The sequence below is a fragment of the Buttiauxella agrestis genome, assembly GCF_900446255.1.
Classification (GTDB): Bacteria; Pseudomonadota; Gammaproteobacteria; order Enterobacterales; family Enterobacteriaceae; genus Buttiauxella; species Buttiauxella agrestis.
The window spans coordinates 94089-114431 of the sequence record NZ_UIGI01000002.1; the positions used below are offsets into that span (position 1 = coordinate 94089).

16 protein-coding genes are annotated in these 20343 nt (G+C 42.2%); 1 reads left to right on the top strand and 15 read right to left on the bottom strand.

Going from position 1 to position 20343, the window contains the following annotated elements; all coding sequences use genetic code 11:
- Nucleotides 1-52: 52 nt before the first annotated feature.
- From DY231_RS24065 to DY231_RS24120, 11 genes are all read right to left on the bottom strand, one after another.
- A complete protein-coding gene (locus DY231_RS24065) occupies nt 53-934 on the bottom strand; it encodes a hypothetical protein (protein ID WP_115632016.1) in 882 nt (293 codons plus the stop codon).
- A 65-nt stretch (nt 935-999) separates the two neighbouring features.
- On the bottom strand, nt 1000-1539 hold the full coding sequence (locus DY231_RS24070) for a hypothetical protein (RefSeq protein WP_115632017.1): 540 nt from the start codon (nt 1537-1539) through the stop codon (nt 1000-1002).
- A gap of 283 nt (nt 1540-1822) precedes the next feature.
- Nucleotides 1823-3052: a DUF7146 domain-containing protein gene (locus tag DY231_RS24075; protein ID WP_115632018.1), complete on the bottom strand. Its 1230-nt coding sequence runs from the start codon at nt 3050-3052 to the stop codon at nt 1823-1825.
- A 116-nt stretch (nt 3053-3168) separates the two neighbouring features.
- Nucleotides 3169-3387: a hypothetical protein gene (locus DY231_RS24080; RefSeq protein ID WP_115632019.1), complete on the bottom strand. Its 219-nt coding sequence runs from the start codon at nt 3385-3387 to the stop codon at nt 3169-3171.
- A 70-nt stretch (nt 3388-3457) separates the two neighbouring features.
- Nucleotides 3458-5458, bottom strand: a complete 2001-nt coding sequence (locus DY231_RS24085; protein WP_147295669.1) for a vWA domain-containing protein — start codon at nt 5456-5458, stop codon at nt 3458-3460.
- A gap of 67 nt (nt 5459-5525) precedes the next feature.
- Nucleotides 5526-6662 (bottom strand): DUF3150 domain-containing protein, encoded by a 1137-nt coding sequence (locus tag DY231_RS24095; protein WP_115632022.1) that lies wholly within the window; start codon nt 6660-6662, stop codon nt 5526-5528.
- A 78-nt stretch (nt 6663-6740) separates the two neighbouring features.
- Nucleotides 6741-8111 (bottom strand): ATP-binding protein, encoded by a 1371-nt coding sequence (locus DY231_RS24100; protein WP_115632023.1) that lies wholly within the window; start codon nt 8109-8111, stop codon nt 6741-6743.
- Nucleotides 8112-8178: 67 nt separating this feature from the next.
- A complete protein-coding gene (locus DY231_RS24105; RefSeq protein WP_115632024.1) occupies nt 8179-9165 on the bottom strand; it encodes a hypothetical protein in 987 nt (328 codons plus the stop codon).
- A gap of 61 nt (nt 9166-9226) precedes the next feature.
- Nucleotides 9227-9604, bottom strand: a complete 378-nt coding sequence (locus tag DY231_RS24110) for a hypothetical protein (RefSeq protein WP_115632025.1) — start codon at nt 9602-9604, stop codon at nt 9227-9229.
- Between the two features lie 56 nt (nt 9605-9660).
- Nucleotides 9661-10533 carry a hypothetical protein gene (locus tag DY231_RS24115; RefSeq protein ID WP_115632026.1) on the bottom strand — a complete coding sequence of 291 codons (873 nt, stop codon included), beginning with the start codon at nt 10531-10533 and terminating at the stop codon, nt 9661-9663.
- Between the two features lie 419 nt (nt 10534-10952).
- Nucleotides 10953-12746: an ATP-dependent helicase gene (locus tag DY231_RS24120; protein WP_115632027.1), complete on the bottom strand. Its 1794-nt coding sequence runs from the start codon at nt 12744-12746 to the stop codon at nt 10953-10955.
- 173 nt (nt 12747-12919) lie between these two features.
- On the opposite strand from DY231_RS24120, the gene DY231_RS24125 reads away from it, so the two are divergent.
- Nucleotides 12920-13795: a hypothetical protein gene (locus DY231_RS24125; protein WP_115632028.1), complete on the top strand. Its 876-nt coding sequence runs from the start codon at nt 12920-12922 to the stop codon at nt 13793-13795.
- A 48-nt stretch (nt 13796-13843) separates the two neighbouring features.
- On the opposite strand, the gene trhN is transcribed toward DY231_RS24125, so the two are convergent.
- The 4 genes from trhN to lepB form a co-directional block, all read right to left on the bottom strand.
- Nucleotides 13844-17032, bottom strand: a complete 3189-nt coding sequence (gene trhN, locus DY231_RS24130) for an IncHI-type conjugal transfer protein TrhN (RefSeq protein ID WP_115632029.1) — start codon at nt 17030-17032, stop codon at nt 13844-13846.
- Between the two features lie 13 nt (nt 17033-17045).
- Nucleotides 17046-18098: a TraU family protein gene (gene trhU / locus DY231_RS24135; protein ID WP_208326169.1), complete on the bottom strand. Its 1053-nt coding sequence runs from the start codon at nt 18096-18098 to the stop codon at nt 17046-17048.
- A 144-nt stretch (nt 18099-18242) separates the two neighbouring features.
- Complete coding sequence (locus DY231_RS24140; protein WP_115632030.1) at nt 18243-19754, bottom strand: TrbC family F-type conjugative pilus assembly protein; 1512 nt, start codon at nt 19752-19754, stop codon at nt 18243-18245.
- On the bottom strand, nt 19741-20268 hold the full coding sequence (gene lepB / locus DY231_RS24145) for a signal peptidase I (RefSeq protein ID WP_115632031.1): 528 nt from the start codon (nt 20266-20268) through the stop codon (nt 19741-19743). The genes DY231_RS24140 and lepB overlap by 14 nt, the downstream gene beginning before the upstream one ends.
- Between the last annotated feature and the right edge of the window lie 75 nt (nt 20269-20343).

The window sequence follows — 20343 nt, forward strand, 5'->3', positions numbered from 1 at the left end:
AAAAAGAAGGGACCACTCCCATAGGGAAGTAATCCCCTATGGGTTATTGTGTTCAGAAGTCAGCTAAAAGAAGATCTACAGCTCTACCCCTGCGTGTATCTGTAATTAAGCGGTTCATAAACTTTCGAACCTGACTGTTCTTTTTACTCAAACTCAGTAGACAAGGTGTCGACTGGTTGATGTAACGGCCATCAGAGAAATGACTGCAAGTCACATAACCATCCTGCCAGTCCTGATTGACGAAAGAAGCAATTCGTTTCAGGTAACATCTGGCATCGTGAATTGAAGGGTCTTTGACTCTGTATCTCAACTTAGAACTAAGAGATGTCAGGTCTAACGCTCTCATTTGAATTTTGAACGTTTCATTTCTGTACTGTAGCTCTTTGAGAGTCGGCATTTCACGTCTCCGGCAGAACACTATCTGTAACTGAGCAAGCAAGGTGAAAGCTTCCTCCAGCAGCCGGGAAAATGTATTGCGGACAAACTGCATGAAATCACTGAAATGCAACAACCAAAACATGGCAGCTTTCTGGATTTTAGGGTCTGTAACGCTGGTGAGATACTTTGCCAGCTCCACGTCCTCATCCCTATGCTTATAGGTTAAAGCAGGAACATGATCACCGTAGTAACCACCGTTGCTGACCTCAACCCACAAAGGGATAAATTCCAGTGAGCGCATATCATCACAAAGTAACTTTGCTGATGACATGATTTCATTTAACTCCATTTCTATATCGATTGAGAGGGGACACCCTTTCAAGGACTGAATATAATCAGGAATTAATGCTCTGAATTGCGTGATTTCTATATATATACTTACTGTTAATTTCGTGAACGGTTTTTCGATTGATAAACCACTCTTTTCTTCAACAGAAACTGGATTGAATCCACTTTTATTTAAAACAGCATTGATTACATCGTTTGATAGTTTCATATGGCCTCCAAAATGGAAATGGGGCCACCTGATGGGAGGCCCATCAGGGTATGTATTGCTTTATATTAATGACGTGAGGTCGGTTGCTGCATTACTTTGTTTATATTGTCGATATACCGGACCAGAGTAGGTCTTTCATCATCAATAGCAAAGCGGCGGAGATCTTCAAGGTTTCGTGATTTCAAAAACTCATCAAAACCTCTATTTTTAAGATCAACAATAACCTTACCCAAATAGTCATATTTAGTAAACCCAATCTCGGAAGGTGGGTTAATTGGTTTGAAAATGACAGCTTCAGCTTCTTTCCAGTCAATTTCCTTATGTTCTCCCGTACACAAATCAATATGAATATATGTAAACTCCTTATGATTGCCACGACAAGATAAGTAATATTTTGGCAGGAAATGCACGTCTGTACGCAAAAGATGAGTACCGGCAGGACGTATTATATACATAAGCTCGCGATCATTATCTAAAAGACTTTGTTCAAGGATATTCAAGTCAATCTTGTGATCATCTTTAAAAAGCGAAGAAGACTCAAATTGAATGATATAACACTTGAGAACTGCTGATAATTTACTTAATAATTCTGCTTTGTTTTTCATGATGCTCTCCGGAGTAAAATAAACTAAAGAGCATCACCATAACGGTAATACTCCCGTTATGGGTTTAGGGTTAAAGTGGAAATCCACGTCATATATCCGACCGTAGCCAGTGATACCGCCACAAAGATTAAACTGAGTAGGCTTCTCAGCTGTGTTTTTTATCAAAGGGAGCATAAAAAAGCACAAGGGAAATCGTTCCAACATCTTAATTAAAAGCAATTGTTAATTGCGCTTAATTAAAAAGGATAACCCCCCCCCGCTCAAAAAAGCAGGGGGGTTATCGTTATTTCAGTTGCATTAGTAATTCTGGAGCACACCTTACGGGGAATCCATCACTACCTTCATTGACAAGCACATTGTTCCAGTCGATACCCTTTTTATTCTCGGGAATCTGACCTTCTGGTTCCAATACTTGAATGTTCAACTGTGAAGCAGGATAACGGCCTTCAAGATAGGCTTTCATTCGAGTGTAAAGCTTAGATGCAGCTTCTGCGCCCGGACAAACACCAAGACTATTAGGTCGATCTTTATCAGACCAAATGTAAAAGTTAATGAACTTCACATCAGGTGGCGGTAGTAGATAATCAGGAATCTCCATATTCTCCAGGGCCCATGAAGAGCTTGCAGCCCAGCATGGCATAGAGGTCGCTTCAATTACAGACAGCGCATTTTCAATTCCTTCCGATACGCCAAGCAACCAGGTACTGGTTGACTCGTTGTAGTGCGGCTCAAACAGTTGAATGGAACCGCCATGCATATCAGCAGGAGGTTTCATCATCAGTTTAGGTTTATCAACTTTTGCCTTATCACCATTTACTTCCAGGTACGTTCTGTGAATGGTCAGGCGGCGTCCTCGGTTATCGCGATATACAGCGATCATGCCAGGGTACGTAACCGTTTTGCCATTATCCCAATAATACAATCTGGGATTAACACCTATATCTTTTGGCAGATTACTGAATATTCGTGATAATCCACGCTTCTTCAAATAACGTCCAACAGAGGTATCCTCCGTTACCTGACTAGTGTAGTGATAAACTGCTTCTAATTTTTTGGCGCGTTCAGCTACTTCCTCAGGTTCTAATATCTTCGAGGCTTTTACTTCACGCTTGTATTCTTCATTTAATTGAAGGTCCGCCTTCGTAAGAGGCGCTGAGATATCGTCACCAAAATGATCCCGAAGAATCACTTTACAGGTTTCCGTTTTGCTTAATTGCAGCAAGTGGGACAAAACATCAATTCCATCAACAAACGTGTTAACAGGGAAATCGTTATGAATAGCGCACCCTGTATACAAATCCTTTTTCCGGAATCTAAATTTAGTTTTCCCATCTCCAGTGAAGGGACATGGGACCTGTTTTGGTGCTCGCTCAACTGCATCAGCTAACTGTGGGTAGGAACTATAAATATTCCGCCACCCGCCAATTCCTGCTACGCGACTGTGGACACGGTCAATTATTTCTTTTGCTTTTTGCTGTGGGGTTTTACTGTTGCACATCGTCGGCGTTGTCATATTGATCTCTCTTAACTGGCATTGTGGGTTTCCCTATGCCATCTGCGAAGCAGAGCACATAGAGAAACCCACAACGCAGATAATTAAGTGGGTGACCAATTGGTCACCCATTTCAATCAGGCTTCTTTATAGCCTGCGTTTTTAAGTTTCTGTATGAAGCCATCAACTAACGTTTCCTTTTTCGAAAGATTTCCCTTAGGAATTGTGACCTCCCTAATGAGACTTTCGACAGGGCGTATATCGTTAATGACTTGACCAGTACACGAAAAAACTCTGACGCGAACCGACTCAGTATTTTCAGTATTTTCCACACGAAATTCTTTAATGTAATCCATATGATTGCTCCTGATACCGTCAGGAGGCAAATACCCAGTCGGGTATTTGCCCCGATTGGGAGGATTAAATTTAATTGATTAAAATATTAAACACTAAATCGTTTACTACGCGAGTCAGTTGTTTAACATCATCTACTTGAACATATTGCTTGGATTCAAAACCAAACAATCTTTTAGTTTTAATTCCAACACCGGCCACCTCAACTCCAGACTTTGCAGCCATCTCCATTAAACTTGGTATGTAAAGGTCATCCTTTGAAGGTTGACCATCAGTCAAAATCAAAATTATCTTTCGATCAAACTGACATTCCTGAAGAATTTGAATAGCTGCTTTTAAAGCATAACCTGTTGGAGTCCATCGGCCTTTCTTACTATATTCAAATGCAGGTAAAGTTTCTTCTACCGTCATATTGAATGGTTTTATTACTTCGTAGAAACTTTCATGTCCAGGGAAAATCATATTAGACACATGCACTTTAGACAGGCTTTCCAACGCTAATGTTAATGCGAGGTCCGCTTTAATAGCATGCTCATAACGCGAGTCATATACCATTGATGCCGAATTATCCCTGAGGATAACTACACCAATTTGCCCACGCTGCTTCGATAAACCCTGAGCTTTGAAAATATCTCGCACACCCATTGGAGCCTGAATCAATCGACGGTTGTCGAAAGAAACGCCTCTGTCCCGGGTTTTGTTTTTGACTCTTACTTCAGCCTGTTGCAGTACAGATAGACTGCCACTCAAAGCATGGCTTAAGCGTAAAGCCTCGTTATATACTGGCAAATCAATAACAAGATCAGGTACGTTTGAATCATCACCGCCAAACTCCTTCTTTATTTCAGAAGGAACCAGGCCAGTAATTTGTTCAATCATATTCGACACTATGTCGTGATAGTCCTTACTCTCATCATCACTGTTAACGAACGCTTCTAACATATCCGCAATTCGCACCCAGTCACTCTTAGAAAAGTTACTTTTCTCTGAGCTATCGCCATTGTCATTGTTGCTACTCTGACTGTTTTGCTGCTGACCATCCTGCTGCTGATCGTCTTGCTGCTGGCTGTCTTGCTGCTGACTATCCTGCTGCTGTCCGTCCTGCTGCTGTCCGTCCTGCTGCTGTCCGTCCTGCTGCTGACTATCCTGCTGCTGGCTGTCTTGCTGCTGACCATCCTGCTGCTGTCCGTCCTGCTGCTGGCTGTCTTGCTGCTGACCATCCTGCTGCTGTCCGTCCTGCTGCTGGCTGTCTTGCTGCTGACCATCCTGCTGCTGTCCGTCCTGCTGCTGGCTGTCTTGCTGCTCCTTTTGCTTATTGGCCTCCTCTTTCAGACGATTGAGAAGTTCAAAAAGCTCAATAGCAAGCTTGCTCGCATCTTCAGTACTGTTAACGCCATGTGCCTTTTTGAGCAGCAGGTCGATTTCAGTTCTGAGTGGGCCAAACAATTTTTCAGAGTAAGCAAAAAAATCATCAAGTATCGCTTTGTCACCTTCTTGCCCAAGAACATCGGTCCTGAGTTTCGAAAGGATGTACCACTCTATTATGTCGACAGGGTTAGCATCTAGTTTAGTTGTATCAGTCGTGTAGAACCCTTTTTGGCAAAGGATTGCATACATTACTGCGAGGCGGTGCTTAGCCTGTTCATACGCTAAACCGGTACGTTTCTCCATCTGCACATCGTCAAATAAATTCATCAGCCCAGCAATGCGACGAACTTTGGCCAATGCTTTCATCTTATCTGCGCGATTGTCGAAAACAGGTACTTTTTTCTCCCAACCTTTAAAACCAGGAGAAGATTCATACACTGCATCTTGTGAATTAAACCAGACGTCCTTACTTGTATAACGTCCATGACCTGCTTCGTGACATATATAGCCTTCACAAAGAGCCACAAACTCTGGGTCAGAATAATCTCCATCCGGCAGTGAAACCCTTGAGTCTATTATATTGAAACAGGGAACTGATACGGCGGAACTAATAATCACTTCAACACCAGGGATGCCTGAAATAACATTCGCAATATTTCTTAAACGCTCAATTTGACGCGGTGATTTAGATAATTTGTTTGTCATGAGAGTACCTTTTATTAAAAAGAGTACTCCCCAGATGGGAGTACCCATCTGGGATGAAAACTAATATTTACCAGCCTTTTAGACTCAAACCCCCACCCAATGTTTTAGGTGCTTCTGGTGTGTCAGACGTGACATCACCTTTCGTCTCATCAGATACACCGGCTTTAGCAGCAGGAGAATTAACACTCTCTTTGTTGCCAAGAACGGTTACTTTTGCAAACGGGTTATCATTAATTTTACTGGTTACTGGTGTGTCATTATTGCTCGCTGAGTTGAACGCGTGGCTGATTGTTGATAACCAGTCAGCTACCTTTTCCTCACCTGAGATGATACGACTCAACTTATTTACGTCACTCATGAAACAGAACCACTGCTGTAGAACCGATACATCACGAGGATTGGTAATGGACCCATTAGGTACATTGTCAATAATGTATTTAATCGCATCTGCGAGCACTACAGCCTCTTTGTACATAAACATAAAGCTGATGATTTTTGACTGCATCTGCTTAAGTCTAGAGATTGTGCTTGATTTCAGTCTTTCTTTCGAAATCATTTGGATATAAATTTTCTCTGCTTCATCCGCAATATCAACAAGCAATTGCTCTTTATATCGGTCGTTCGTTTCATCGCTTTCTTCAACGCTAATCGGAGTGAATGGTATAAAATGCGCAAGCCTGAATTTAAATGATTTACCAAAATCATCCTTGGTCAGTTTGAGCTTATCAATCAGATCAGCCATTAAAGGGCTGCGTTTCTTCTCATTCTCAACATAAATTTCATAGTTATCCAAAGCATTGCTTATCCCTTCCTTGAATTCCGACTCGATTTTTTGAGCTTCCTCCAGGAACTCCTGCATACTGCTAACAGGAAGAATAAACATATTACTGTAGTTAATGCACAATCTGGCACACAGCGTGGATATCTTTGAGTTGATAGTGCTTTTAAAACTTAATGCCTTTGAATCAATCCATCGAACTTCACTTTTAGACACACTGCTCTGGTCTGAAATATCTAACCCTTCAAACGATTGCTGTATATCTTTAGTTCTGCGGTGACCCTGACAACCGCTGATTTCTAGTTTGGTTATGACCGCACCGTCTTTCAGCTCAGGATAAGCATCGAGGAATTTCAGACATTGTTCTTTTGGATCAATATTGCCGAGATTAGATGTATTGATGCTTGTATTTGAGTTTACGTTCATGAGTTTTCTCCAGATATAAAAAAAGGGGGAAACTCCCCTGTCGGGAAGAAATCCCCGATAGGGTTAAATTTTAACTACTTAAAAATCAGCAACAATGCGACCTTTAAAGATTTCACTGACTTCGGCTATTTTTAACATTCCTGCATAGGTAAAGTTATTACGAGCCATAGCGTCCGCAAATTCATTTTTCGACTTCATTGGATCTTCAAGTTTATAGTATGAATAATCCTTACTTACAGTTTTTAGAACATGAGCCCTTGAACCACTTTCGTAGCACACAGCAATATATTCCTCCTTAACATTACTTTTGAAGTAAATGATTTCCTGTATTGGATAATTCATAAGATTCAGATCGATAACCTTATACACCTGGTTTTCAATCGTCACCCTAGCTGCTGTCAGATATGACATGGTGAACTCTTTTTCACGACCAAGAGTCAAATCCATGGCCTCCATTACAGTTTCATATATATGAGACGGTAAACCGGTGGCAAATGCGATTTTGAACGTTTCCTTAATAGCCAGGTTGCTCAACGCTTTTGACGTAGACACCCATGCTACTAATTGACGTGCATCCATTACAGAATCTTCCGCACCCGCATCGTTAACCGCAATAGCGACCTTAACGAATTTCTCAAGAATACCCATACTGAAATCCGGATATCGTTTCGATAGCAAGCGAGTGAAAAATACTGCATCTGGCTTTTCCATCTCAATTATCAAAAAGCGCTTAGTGAAAGCCGCATCCTGACGCTGAGAGGAAACAAAGCGCCTTTCTCCTCCTGACATGTTGGTGTTTGCAGTTCCCAAAAATCTCGTAAATGCGTGAGGCTTAATAACTTCACCGCCGTTTGCACTCACAGACCAAGGTTTCCGCTCTATTGGCATATGCAACTTAGCTGCTGTATCAGGATCAATTTTATCAATCTCATCTAACAGAATGAGATGTCCATCCTTGAATCCCTGGACTAAATCGCTGTACACAAAACCGGTATTACCATCAATTAAGCTTCTCTCACCTTCAAGTTCATCAGCACGAATATTACTGTTGATTTGTTTGATGGTTAAGGGCCAGTTCATCATATGACTGATGTACATTGCCAGTTCAGTTTTACCCGAACCAGACTCCCCTTTGAGACAAAGGCTAAGTTGAATATCAGTATCAACCAAAAGCTTAACTACATTCTCAAGAACAACCGGGTTAGGCACATAATCTTTGTTTAGTTCAGCACGGAATGATGTCTCCATTTTAAAAACAGGGATAATCATTTCCGGGTCCATCTCAGGTTGCTGGAACAAGTCGCATGCAAATACGAGAAAATAATCATCACGTATATCATAACGGCCATCTCTTATACTTTGCTCATCCAAAAAGTCTTGAATGGAAAGTTGCTTCTGAGAAGTGGACTCAATAATTACAGAACCGGTATTTTTTGCAGTGTTTGACATAAGTAAATCTCCGTTATACGCAAACACCGCCAACTGGCTGATGTTTGCCAGTGGGCAATTAATTCAATTACATTTGGCAGGCTAACGCTATTGTTTGGCGAACCAAACCAACGTCATATCCCAAATGATTACCTACAATTTCGAATGCATCCGAGGCGATCCAATCCAATTCATTACTAAAAATAGGATTAATATAAATCTTTCCGCGAGGTGTCCGTAATGTAAGTCGATTTTTATTAACTAAGCTTTCAAACAAATCTATGGAGTCATTGAATGCCGCTTTAAAAATAATAAGCAGGTCTTCATCAGTCCATGTAATAGCAAGCTGATTATCTTCCATAAAATAGTCGTCATCGAAAAAAACAGGCCATCCAGTGCCATCATTGCAGACATGGAATATAACCTTCTGGTCATTTTTGTACTGACCATATTTCTGACGCATATTTGATTTGTTGTGTGTTGCTTCATAAACAATAGACTTCACTGAGGAACGAATCTCGTCAGCACGAAGCTGAAAGACCTTACATGCGAGCTCGAAGTTATCAGACATCAGCCATTCTGTTTCGTACAGAAGTGCAGGATGTGCTGTCCTAAACCCAGTGCCCTCATCTAAATAAAGCTGTTTAAGGCTTATCAGAAGTCGTATTGCTCTTAGTGAATCATCCAGAGCTTCTGCATACAGTGTATACACATGGTCAGCTGTCCATTCGTAGACAAGCCCGCCAAGGTCACTTTTGTACTCATCTAATGTCAGTAGATAATCATATTCCTGAACCTTATTATGACGGTGCAGTAGTGATCCTTCAGGTAACAATGAATGAGCTATTACAGTGCCGGAGGATATTGTTTCGGGTATAAAGTGATTGGCAGGTTCTATACCTATAACATGAACGGGTCCAGTTTCTACCCTATTCACCTTCATTGACTCTTGATGAATTACTTCAGCAATTATATTCAATGGTTGGCTTATTATGGGTGCAGGTTCATCTTCCTCAATTACATCAAACATTGAGAAAAGACTCATTTGCCGTGGATCACATAGTCTTGGTTTCATGGGCTCTCCTGAGGGAGAAATCCCATGTAAAGGGATTTCTCCCTTTAAGGGTTGGTTTAACTCAATTCTGTTTGAAGGTCGAACAACCGAAACCTTTTGCGGGTTTTGGTAGATGTGCATTTATGCTAGTTGCGAGTACGCGCATATAACCAAGAGGTTGCTCTCTCCCGTTTATTATTACGTTATCGACCACCAGCACACCGGAGATTAATACCTCATCACCTTGCTCAATGTCAGCGAACTTAGTTGAGTATAATTCAGGCGGGACTTTGATTTGAATACAGGATTCTCTCTCTATCTTTTCGCCATCGACATCTACACTCATACTTTGTTTTAGTTTTAACAATGCACCACAACAACCGTCTGCAATTGCCTTAACTTTAATGCTGACAACTACGCCAGATATTCTTACTTCATTAATACTATCCAGAAATGACATACAAAGCTCCTCTCGGAAAAAGAGAGAAACCCTGTAAGGGCCTCCCCTTTACAGGTTTACAGATAAAATACATTAAAAGTGCAGAATACAAACACAGCACCGATGCAAGCGATGACACCTGGTTTGTTAAACCATTTGTTATCGTTGATTGGAGTTGATGCATTCTTATCATTTAATGCGTCGGCAATTAAAGTTTCATCTTGACTATAATAAAACTCACGTTTTGCCAGTTGATCCATATTTTTTGAAATTACATTATCCCATCCACTCATATCAAAAGCTCTCAACTCTCTGAAAGAATGCTCCATCAGTTCATTAGGGAAACCAAGACGTTTAAGTAACGGGCGAATTACCTTATTAAACTGGACAAGATTATCATAAGAAGCATTCGCGGCAGCATTGAACTCTTCACGAATAACTAACTTTCGCTGACTTTCAATGACCTGGCAAATCCATTCTGTAAGATGAGTATTTTCCAGTTCTTTAGACTTTTCGAGTGAACAATAAAGATTATCCGCATCGAGATAAGTATCTAACCCAAATTCTGCGAATGCATCTTTGACGAAAATATCTAGATCTTTTTTGGTTTTACAAAGTGGAACGAGAGGCACACGATTTAATAATTCAACCGCTTCTTCTAAGTCAATTTTATTGACATCGAAATGCTTTGTTTTCACATGATAAAACCCATTATTTTTAGCAATGCAGTCGCCAAGTTTTGAAACTGAATTAAATGTAAATAATTCAATTGTCGAAAACTCTGTCTCATTCATAACTACTATAATCTCTGCTTTCTTTTCAGCATAATGCGAAAAAGAACTACGAAGATTTTCAGCTAATTCTTGAGGGATATCTTTGCTATATGCAGTTTGATATAACTTTGAGATACCATTAACGAGCTGTTTGCTGACAACATTTTCAAAAGACATGATTATTTACCTATATGATTTAACTTAAAAGCAGTAAATCGACAGAACGAATTACCGGTTTTTTGGAGGCAAAAGCCTGTCATTCATCCCCCGTAGGCAACGAACCGCGCTGACTTATACTTGTCTGGCATTAGAAGTACGTAACAAAATAGGCTCAATTAAGAGCTTTAAGTTGTTACGATTTGGGAAAAACGGATAACTGACGTGATAGGCATAAGTAATCGCACCAACGACAAAGAGGAACATTTTGCCGGTGGTGTATTACAACCTTCTTTATGAAGGCTGGCCGCTTTTCACGGCAATTATGAATAAAGCTACTTTGGGGTGTGCTAACTTTTGAGTGAAGCTAATATTTTTAAGACTAGTTTGTACTTCTATTAATATATATACAACACAACCAACTTCTTGTAAATGGTTGCTCAATCGTTTTTTTCTATCTGCTTAGGTCGTGTCAGGGCGCTCTCTGCCTCGATAACCATTTCAGGTGCGCACTCATTTAAGAAATACGAAGGTGCCCCATACCATAATACATAAAGTTCCTTTTCTGCTCTGGTACAACCTACATATAACAACCGGCGTTCCTCTTCTATTAACTCAGTTCCGACACATTTTGGATTTGGAATCTGCTCTGATGTACAACTCAGAATAATTACTTTTTTCCATTCAAGTCCTTTCGATCCGTGTAATGTCGAGAGGACCACCTTGTCTGGTGTGTACTCTTTATTATTTTTCTTGGTCCCAAGACACAACCCAGCAGCCCGATTGATCATCTTATCCCAACCATCCCTTTCGGCCCACTGCTGGCAAGTATCTATCGCCACCCGAGTTATTGACTGCCCTCCTTTAGCCGAAACCATTTTGATGAATGCATTTTCCATCCACTTTATTAAATTTTGTATTCTCTTGGCTATTTCAGCCTTATCTCTTGTGTCAGTTATAAAGCGGGAGAAGTTTTTATGGATTGATTTAACAGCGACACTGCTTTCTTCGGGTAACGGCAGCATGTCAAAAGTTACTTTTTTTCCGGCCATTCTACTGGCTACTTCATCAAGGACTTGTTCATCCTCACCGAATAATGCCAGCACTCGCTTCATGAGCCTTTTATCATAGGGATGTCGGAAAAATGCCATCAGATGCAGGACATCGCTACTTTCCTTCTCATCCCAAAATGATTTACCGCCGTACCTTATCGTTTCCTGGCTGAGGATGTTCTCTACCTTGTCCAGGTGAGCGTTGCCTCTGCTGAGGATGGCCCAGCCATAAGGGTCTTGGTCTATCAACTCCACAATCCCCTGTAACTGTTCCTCCATGGACCGGTAGCAAAAGAAAGTTACTTTTCCCCCGCCCTCCTTTCCCGATTGAAGCTCTTTCGTATAACGGTAATTATTGTGCTGTATCAGTGTATCTGCGAACGAAAGAATCTCCGGCTCACATCGAAAACAGGTATTTAGATAAAATACATTCGGGGTGAAGTTTTTTTCGAACATCTGAAAGATTTTAACCCCTCCGGATGACCTGAATGAATAGATGGCCTGGTCATCATCACCCACGATACTGGTATGGATACCTCTCCGGGTGTGCTGGCTTATCCATGAGAACTGTATCGAATCGGTGTCCTGTACCTCATCAACTATTAGATGGGTAAGGTTTAACGGTCGTATCATTCCTGAGTTTAACTGGCTGGTTACGTATTTTGACAGGGCATTAAAATCCGCCACACCATCTTTCTGGCACAGCTTCTGATAAGTATTAAACAAGTTAATTTGCAGGGAGGAAAACTTGATAGCGACAACATCATGGTCTGTTTCCCTTCCTATAGCGTCAATCGCAAACTCGGCTGCACTTAGATCCATCGAAATACCTGCGTGATTGATAGCGCGGTGGATCATAGACCGCAAGGCACTTCCAATTAGCAATCGTCCATTCCATTTCATTTCATCCAACTGCATTTTCACAAACCCGTGAAAAGTATTTATTTTTATTCGGTCCAGTTTTTCTTCAGTCAGTTTTTTCTTCAGCTTTTCTGACAGTGAGTCAGCTGCGGCTCTAGTGAACGTTACCATTCCAATTCTTGCATACGGAAAACGATTAAGTATCTCAGCCACCCCCTCAATCATCGTGAACGACTTACCGCTCCCGGGCGCAGCGATCACCATATTGTTAGCACTCATATTGTTAATAATTTTCTTCTGACCAGGGCTGGCAGTGCTCATTCGTCCTCCTTCAAATCGAGGTGACAGTATAACTAGAACCTAAGGCAGATTTTTACGTTTTAGATACGTTAATCCACTGATTAAAAATCAAATTTTGTTATCCAAAGGGTATTAGGTTTTTTGGGTTCTATGGAATACTAAGCACATCTAAAGACAACAAGAAGGTAACAGCAATGAAACTTAACCAATCACTTTCTCTGGCTTTCGTTCTCACTTCATCTGCATTGATGGCCGGTTGTGCATCAAATGTTGGAAAGACCCCAGATACAGCCCAAAAGTCGAATTCCCATGGTTTTTATTGGACGGCAAATCCGGCTGATTCTGTCGCTAAAAACGCGTATTCGCTCGCAGGTGTCGATGTTTCATTTGCGGATTCCGAGATCAAACCCGGTAGCTCTGATGAAGCTGGCATCTCCAAATACCTTATGAATGGTGCAATGGGGGCAGTAACTGGAGGGTTGTCCGGTTTAAGCATCATGACGTTAGGCTCTTTATATAGCAAAGAAGATGCTGAGTTCATTAGTACCGAACAGTTTGTCGCCTTTGTTCCTAATCCAAATAACTTACCTTACGATGATCCTTCGCTCGTAAAGGAAGGTGCTCGTTATACATTTAACTTTGTAAAGGATAGTTCTGCGAAACGTGGATTTAACGCTGATAAACAAGTTAAAGCAGTTGACGAGTGCGTGATTGAAATGTCAATGATGGCAAAATTCAATGAGTGTGTTTTATCTTCCAAACCAACAAAAGATATTGCATTTGATAAGCGACTTTTTGAATTTCAAGCTATCAGGCCAGCAGTTGGTACAGAGCTTTTTCAATTAAAATTGCCTAAAGGAAATTATTCTGTCATTCGCTACGGTCTTATTCAGACCACATGGGACAAAAGTTCTAAAGGGTATAATGGATTTATTATGAGAGCAGACTCGACATATACCGCCCCTCGTATGTTAGCAGTTTCAATCGACGGAGCAGATTATTACTTGCTTAAAGGTGAACTAGGTAAAAAGGGTTACCCTGAAAAAACACTTATCAAAAAATTCTGGTAATTTCACAATATGTAAAAAGGGGCCAAGTTTGGCCCCTTTTTATTGTTACTAATATTTTGGAAGTTGCTTTCCGGTTATTTGATCTACTGATGTTGAACCCACTTCACATATTGCCGGTCGAGGTAAATAGCTACAATCAACGTTAGCCTCCTGTATCGCCTGAGAGTTCTCCTGTTTAGCTTTAATCATATTATCCTCACCGCCCATTGATTCTTTAGCTCTTTCCGAAGGTAACTGATAATTCTCGTTTTTGAATGGCAAATTGGCCGTCACAGACTCCTCTGTGAATTTGCTGTACTGGTCCGGCACTTCTCCAACCTGTACTGCATCATTAATCCATTCAGTTAAGTCGATTTTATCAAAGTCAAGCTGTTGAATTTGAGTTATTGACAACCCAACACATTTTTCAGCAATAGGATCTATTCCTAATTGTGGATATGCCTGTTGCATAATTACACGCGACAGCATGGAGTTATAACAACACATGTCAGTAGCCTTTTTAACGCACTTCTTAGTAAAACCTATGTTTAAATATTTCACACAGCGTTCTGTATCAATTGTAAAGCAGGATTTCTGATTTTTATGGATACTTGCTTCCATTTCCTTTTGATCACAAGCAACCAGCATTTCCAGTAACATTTTGGTGACTTGATATGCTGTATAAATCCAGCCAATTACATTTAAGGCAAGCATGAAATTCGTTACCGCTGTTGAAAATACCGCATTTTGAGCTGTTGACCTTGCAGCATCAAAAACGAAATCTCTTACCGCGCCTGGCAGAAGATCGTAAGCCTTATTCATCGCCATTTGTTTCAATTGGCCCAGACCAAAACTTGTCATGGTTTCTTGTGCCAGCTGCCCGGTTCCACTTGCGCCACCTGACGCACCAGCAGAGCCAACAGTTCGACCCAGATTACCGGCCACATTCTCATAAACACTGGTCAGAGAACTGGTGACGTTACTCCACATTTGCCCAACAGTTTTGCCTGCGGAAGCTGTCCATTCACCCACGGAGTTAGCCATAGATGCCCAGGAGCCTGTGTCCCCTCCGGTCCAATTGACAAGAGTACTATTTACGGCACTCCAGTTAGTATTTCGAATCATCGAACCGGCCAGCATTATTGCTTCCAGGGAGCTTGCCGTTCCCTGCGGCGCTTCGCAGCAATCCGTCTTAGCCAGTCCATTAACAAAGCCTACTGAGCGCCCACACCATTCCTGTTTACCTTCGAATACAGAACAGGTGTTAGGATCGTTTGGGTCTGTACATTTAGCTTCACCCTGCATGTATTGGACCATGTTTGAGTACGCGATGACTTTGCCAAAGTCTTTGTTCTCTTCCTTCGGTCCTGTTTCACAGGTCCCTCCAGAACATGGGATCATCCCTACACAAGCATTGGTCTGAGATTCCACTTCACGCACAACATCTTTACCTCTGTCGCAGGTGTACTTCTGCTCGTACATGTAGCAACTCTTAGTCCCTTCGTCGTACCAGCCTTCAGCACAAGTCTGGCTGTCCATTACGCAGGCCGCATCATTCTTATATACCCCGCAAGCATCGGGCATATTCTTGATATCATCGTAGTTGTAGCAAAGGTCGTTACCTTCCTTATCTTTCATAATTTTGCCACTGGCGTCATACGAGCAGATCTTTTCTTTAGCCAGGGGGTCGCAGAAGTATCCTTCCAGATTCGTCTTCCACGTCAGGAAGCCTTTATCCCCTTCATACAAAGGTTTTGCCATATTGAGAATATCGGCTGGTAAACGCTTAGTCCCTACGTCCATATCTGCAAAGCGGTCAAAACGGCAGAATGAGCTGGTATCTTTTACGGCGTCATAGCATCCCGCAGGCTCCTGGACATGCTTGTCTTCCAGTTTCATATTTTCAAAAGTTAATTCGACCTCGAAATACCCTTCCCCTTTACCGCCGACCCATACACGGGAGGCCATCGTCACTTCACGGTCTGGCTCGTTATAGACTGAGTTGCGAACCTTCTCGGTGATATCTATTGGCGCATTCAACTTCCATGACTTGTCCTGCTCCCAGCCACCCTTTGGAGCTTCATAATCATAATCCCGATAATCACCATCAATGTGCGCAAAAATTTGATTCCCATCCAAAGTTACCCTCATATGGTCATCCCACTCTGCGGCAACCACCCTAGCCGTTGCCAGCTTCGCATCTGGGTGAAACTTGAGTACCAGGGAGTTATCAAATACACCGTTCTGCCAGTAGTTATCATCCCTGCGGCCAAACCAGATTCTTACACAATTATCACCACAAACAGACAGGTCCCCGTTCCCACCCGAAATATAAACGGGCACAGTAAAATCTCGGGTTATTGTGCAAGAGTTGAAGTTGTCTTTTTTCGGGGAGTTGCAGTAGGACTCTTTGTAATCCGGGTAGTGAGTGGTAATTGTCTGCGTCTTTGTTTCTGTATTACAGTTCTGAAGCCAGTTACCCGTACCGGCTACTGCATTACCGATTTCATTACGGCCAGCATTAAACATCGGGTCGTTAGGTTTTACATTCGGGGCCGGATTGTCTTTATTCGCATTTACCAGAGTACGGTAAGCCACACCATCATAGCTCTGAGCTTCAAAAAGCTGGCTTTTCCGATTCTTAATATCGTCTAGAAAACCGTCTTCATCTCCGTAGCGGCCACCAGCAGCAAACTTTGTGTCACTGTGCTTTTGTTCTGAGCTGAAAATCTCGCCGGTATTTGTTTTTGTGCCCGGAGTGGTAATGGCACTATTACTTATTGAAATATTTCCGCTCGCATCACGTGAAAGTTGCTTTGCCCCCTCTTTTGTATAACTCGAATTAATGGTTCCACCCGACATACTCGGCAGAGATACTGAGCGACCTATAGATTTACCGTCACTCGCAGCGTTACCCATCACACTTTCATTAGAGTTTGATGTTCCGTATTTTCCGACATTTAGATTTTGGGAGTCCGCCTTACCCGCATATTTGTCGGATATGTTGCCACTTAAATTTCCGCCAGATCCTGCATTTTTATACTTCTCCACGATGTCCTGGGCACTGGTCGGAGCGTTTCGGTTTGCATTGGGATTCGACAGGTTAAAGTTACTTTCCAGCTGGTCAAATATGGCATCTGCTGCGTATACTTTAGGCGTAGTGACCATATTGATCAGCGAAATATAAAATGCCCAGCTCAAGGTGTTTGTGACCAGTGAAACAGCAAGCGTCGAAGCGATTACTTTTGTAAATTTCACGCTAACTCCTTGATTATGGTATAAATCTTACACAACAGTCGTTATAACGCCAAAGCATATAAACGTAGTTATCTATTCCAATTTTCTTTCTTCCGCCTTTCAATGTTGACCAGTCATGAACCGAATCACCAAGCCGGTGACAACAATCCGGGCCATCGGCTTCAGGTGTTGGATATAACATCGAGAGTCGGTACTGAGATCGGGGGGTGAAATACTCCCAGGACTTTTTGCACATTGCATCAGCACCCATGGTTCGCATCAACATTCCCTGCCGGTGCAGTTTTGTGAGTAGTCTTTGGGTGATTAACGAACTGGTTCTGACCGCATCATCATTTGCATATACGTGCCCCGTAAGTGGATATAGATTTCCATCACAACCGGCACAGAAGTAAGCTCCGAGGTTATCTTTCCCCGCAGTTACGGCCACACAATCAGCAGCACAGACCATAGACGCAATAGGGTTAGCAAAAACCACTGCTTCCGGGTTCAGAACAAGCGTGAGCAGGTCGCTTTCCCACATCGGGTCAACCTCACTGATGTAGGTCAAGCTGGCGTCGATATAAGGTTCCGCAGTACATTCACCAATAATCAAAAGCTTCAGCATCGTCATAATGGGAAATTCCCATAAATGCACATCGTAGAAACCAGCTTCAGTTGCCGTCATTGGTTGATTTGTATTACTTTTACCTAAATCGAACTGGGACTTTTGAAGCATCGTCCCTTCAAGAAATGGGCTACACCAGGGGCTTTTTACCACCTCTACAATCTTCACCGGCTGGAAAAAACTTAATTGCCAGCCGACTTCAGGTATACCGTTCTGGTCGGTACAGTAACAACCCGGGCGTGATGGAGCTGCGCCTTCAGGAGCTGCACCCACTCCCATGATCCTCATCGGGAAAATACAGCTCCAGCAGATGTTTTTAATCAAGCCCTGCCATACACCAGCACTCTGGCACATGGCACCGTTTGCCACGCCATTCCCCGCAGCAAAAACGATTGTGGGTAGTGATAGTGTTAGCAAAATTGAAACGGCTAATTCCAAAAGTAGCTTTTTAAATTTATTCACCGAAATTCCCACTATGACTTAATGAATGAAACACTGCTGTTCACAGCTTCTATAAACTTGCTGAAATATTCACTCATCTGACTCGGGTATGTGAGGGTCAGCCAGGTTGCGAATATTGCACCGATTATGAATCCGAATTTCATATCATTCCCCTTGATTAGTTTTTACTGAACCAATACCACGCACTTCAGCCTCACTAAATTGAACAACACGGAATTTATCCTTGTCATTCTCAATGAGTACTGGAGTGGTTTTAATATGAAAGCGGCTAATGATCTGCTCATTAACTTTAAATACTTTTCCATTAAATTTTTCACGCAGGTCATTCAGATCCTCCCAACCATTATCCTGGTTAAGACGAGTGAACATCGGCATGACCTTGCCTGCACCGAGTCGGGATTTATATTGCTTCTCAGCCCATTCAACTTGTTCTGGCTGAAGTGGGTCAAATACAAGCATTGTTAAATTTTGAGGGAATCGCCCAAGAGGGTTAATTAACTCACCTGCATAAGCGATTACTCTTCCCTGCTTGTCTTTTACATCCTGAGTCACCTTAACAGTCGGATCAATCAACCACTCCTTGTGCTCAGCTGCTGGCGGGAGGTTTATCATCCACTGATTTTTCCAGGTGTCAGCTAGCGCTCTTTTCTTGGCCCCGTCCCAGTCATATTTGTCGGCCCTTTCTTCGAGCTCGACAATAATACTTTTCTCTTCGACCGGATAACTATTACCGGCCATTGGGAATAGGTCCTGATTTGGATTCTTCTCAAGTTCACGTTTGAAATAATCCAGATTGAATGTGCCCACCATTTTGGCATAGCGGTTTTTTTCACGTAATATAACTGTCGGGACCTGGCTAATCTGATTTTGACTAAAGCTATCAGGATCAATTGTTATCAGTGGACCATCCTGAAGTTTAGCTTTAACGAGAAATTGATTGATTGCCGCCTGAGTTTCAGTCAGCCGAGTGGTCCCCTTTTTCAGTCCGTTAAAGACTACTCTGGCATTATGTTCGGATGCGGTTCTAAGAAGGTCTTCCATCACATAATCCGGCATGCTGAAAGAGGCAAAGATTGTAATACCGGACTCTGTAGAAAGTTCCTTTTCTCGATTGCTATCAATTTTCCTTTCAAAGTCTGCTGCTGTGATGCCCGAACTCCCGAACATTTTTTCGATATTTTTCGACTGGCCCCGCATGGCTTCAGGCTTATTCTGTACAGCTTCTAATGCATTATCATTTATCTGAGTGTTGGATTGGATCTCATCCCTTCTCTTGGTTATTTCCTCCAACGCCTCATTACTTGTCTGCTCTTCTCTGATCTTCTTTGTATGGTCGATTATTGACTGAATACTGTCTGCGGCCATTCCAGGCACATAACCATGGTTAACAGAGGACCCGAGGATATCTTGTTTCTTGAGCGCTCCAGCCTGTGCTTTGTACTTCTCGATTTCAGGCGAAGATAATTCACCGGCTGGCTGTAACGCTGACATTTCGGCAACTGATTGCCCTCTGGAGCTTAACGCACTGGACTGCTGTGCAATGCTTTCAGCATCTTGCTGATATTGCTCATTCGTAGCGATTGCACCCGCAGAAAGGGATAAAGAAAGAATTGCTAACGTGACTTTATTTTTCGTTCTTGATTTAAAAAATGGCATAGGTCGTCCCTATCACTGAAGTTAATTTAACTGTTCCCCAAAACCTTGAATCCCATGAGTGGTCTGTTTGACCGATGAGAAATACCTCCCCATCAGGGACTACTAATTCTCTCTCAATCAATTTGGGTGAAACCTGGTACTTGTGAGAGATACGCCTGGCGTTTGCCGCGTAAAACTTTGTGCCGTTGTATACGCCATCCATTGTGATGCGTAGTTTATCCCCACCAACCCCGGCCACAATTTTGATAACTTTCTCACCTTCATTAATAAACCTGACGGTTTTCGGCATATTGAATGCAATGAGAGACCCCCTGCTCACTAACGTATTTGCATGGTCGATCATGTAAAAATCAGCTGGCAAACATCCATTCAACAACCCATAACCGAAGGAGAAACGGCTAAATACGAGCCAGGCAAAAAAAGCAATCAAGGCCAGATTTATCGGACCATATAGATCTAAATTCAACATCCCCCTAACCTTTGGAATGTATTTATCGACCGCTTTGATACTCATGCTTCAGCCTTTTCCATTTCCTTGACTGAAACTATTATCACCTGTACGCATGCTCAAAATTTTCAGTTAGCCCCC

Excerpts from the sequence above, each read along its gene's own strand:
- DY231_RS24085 (WP_147295669.1), bottom strand. The coding sequence starts at position 5,458 with ATGACAAACAAATTATCTAAATCACCGCGTCAAATTGAGCGTTTAAGA.
- DY231_RS24105 (WP_115632024.1), bottom strand. The coding sequence starts at position 9,165 with ATGAAACCAAGACTATGTGATCCACGGCAAATGAGTCTTTTCTCAATG.
- DY231_RS24070 (WP_115632017.1), bottom strand. The coding sequence starts at position 1,539 with ATGAAAAACAAAGCAGAATTATTAAGTAAATTATCAGCAGTTCTCAAG.
- lepB (WP_115632031.1), bottom strand. The coding sequence starts at position 20,268 with ATGAGTATCAAAGCGGTCGATAAATACATTCCAAAGGTTAGGGGGATG.
- DY231_RS24125 (WP_115632028.1), top strand. The coding sequence starts at position 12,920 with ATGAAACTTAACCAATCACTTTCTCTGGCTTTCGTTCTCACTTCATCT.
- DY231_RS24100 (WP_115632023.1), bottom strand. The coding sequence starts at position 8,111 with ATGTCAAACACTGCAAAAAATACCGGTTCTGTAATTATTGAGTCCACT.
- DY231_RS24075 (WP_115632018.1), bottom strand. The coding sequence starts at position 3,052 with ATGACAACGCCGACGATGTGCAACAGTAAAACCCCACAGCAAAAAGCA.
- DY231_RS24140 (WP_115632030.1), bottom strand. The coding sequence starts at position 19,754 with ATGCCATTTTTTAAATCAAGAACGAAAAATAAAGTCACGTTAGCAATT.
- DY231_RS24115 (WP_115632026.1), bottom strand. The coding sequence starts at position 10,533 with ATGTCTTTTGAAAATGTTGTCAGCAAACAGCTCGTTAATGGTATCTCA.
- DY231_RS24120 (WP_115632027.1), bottom strand. The coding sequence starts at position 12,746 with ATGAGCACTGCCAGCCCTGGTCAGAAGAAAATTATTAACAATATGAGT.
- DY231_RS24095 (WP_115632022.1), bottom strand. The coding sequence starts at position 6,662 with ATGAACGTAAACTCAAATACAAGCATCAATACATCTAATCTCGGCAAT.
- DY231_RS24080 (WP_115632019.1), bottom strand. The coding sequence starts at position 3,387 with ATGGATTACATTAAAGAATTTCGTGTGGAAAATACTGAAAATACTGAG.
- DY231_RS24110 (WP_115632025.1), bottom strand. The coding sequence starts at position 9,604 with ATGTCATTTCTGGATAGTATTAATGAAGTAAGAATATCTGGCGTAGTT.
- DY231_RS24065 (WP_115632016.1), bottom strand. The coding sequence starts at position 934 with ATGAAACTATCAAACGATGTAATCAATGCTGTTTTAAATAAAAGTGGA.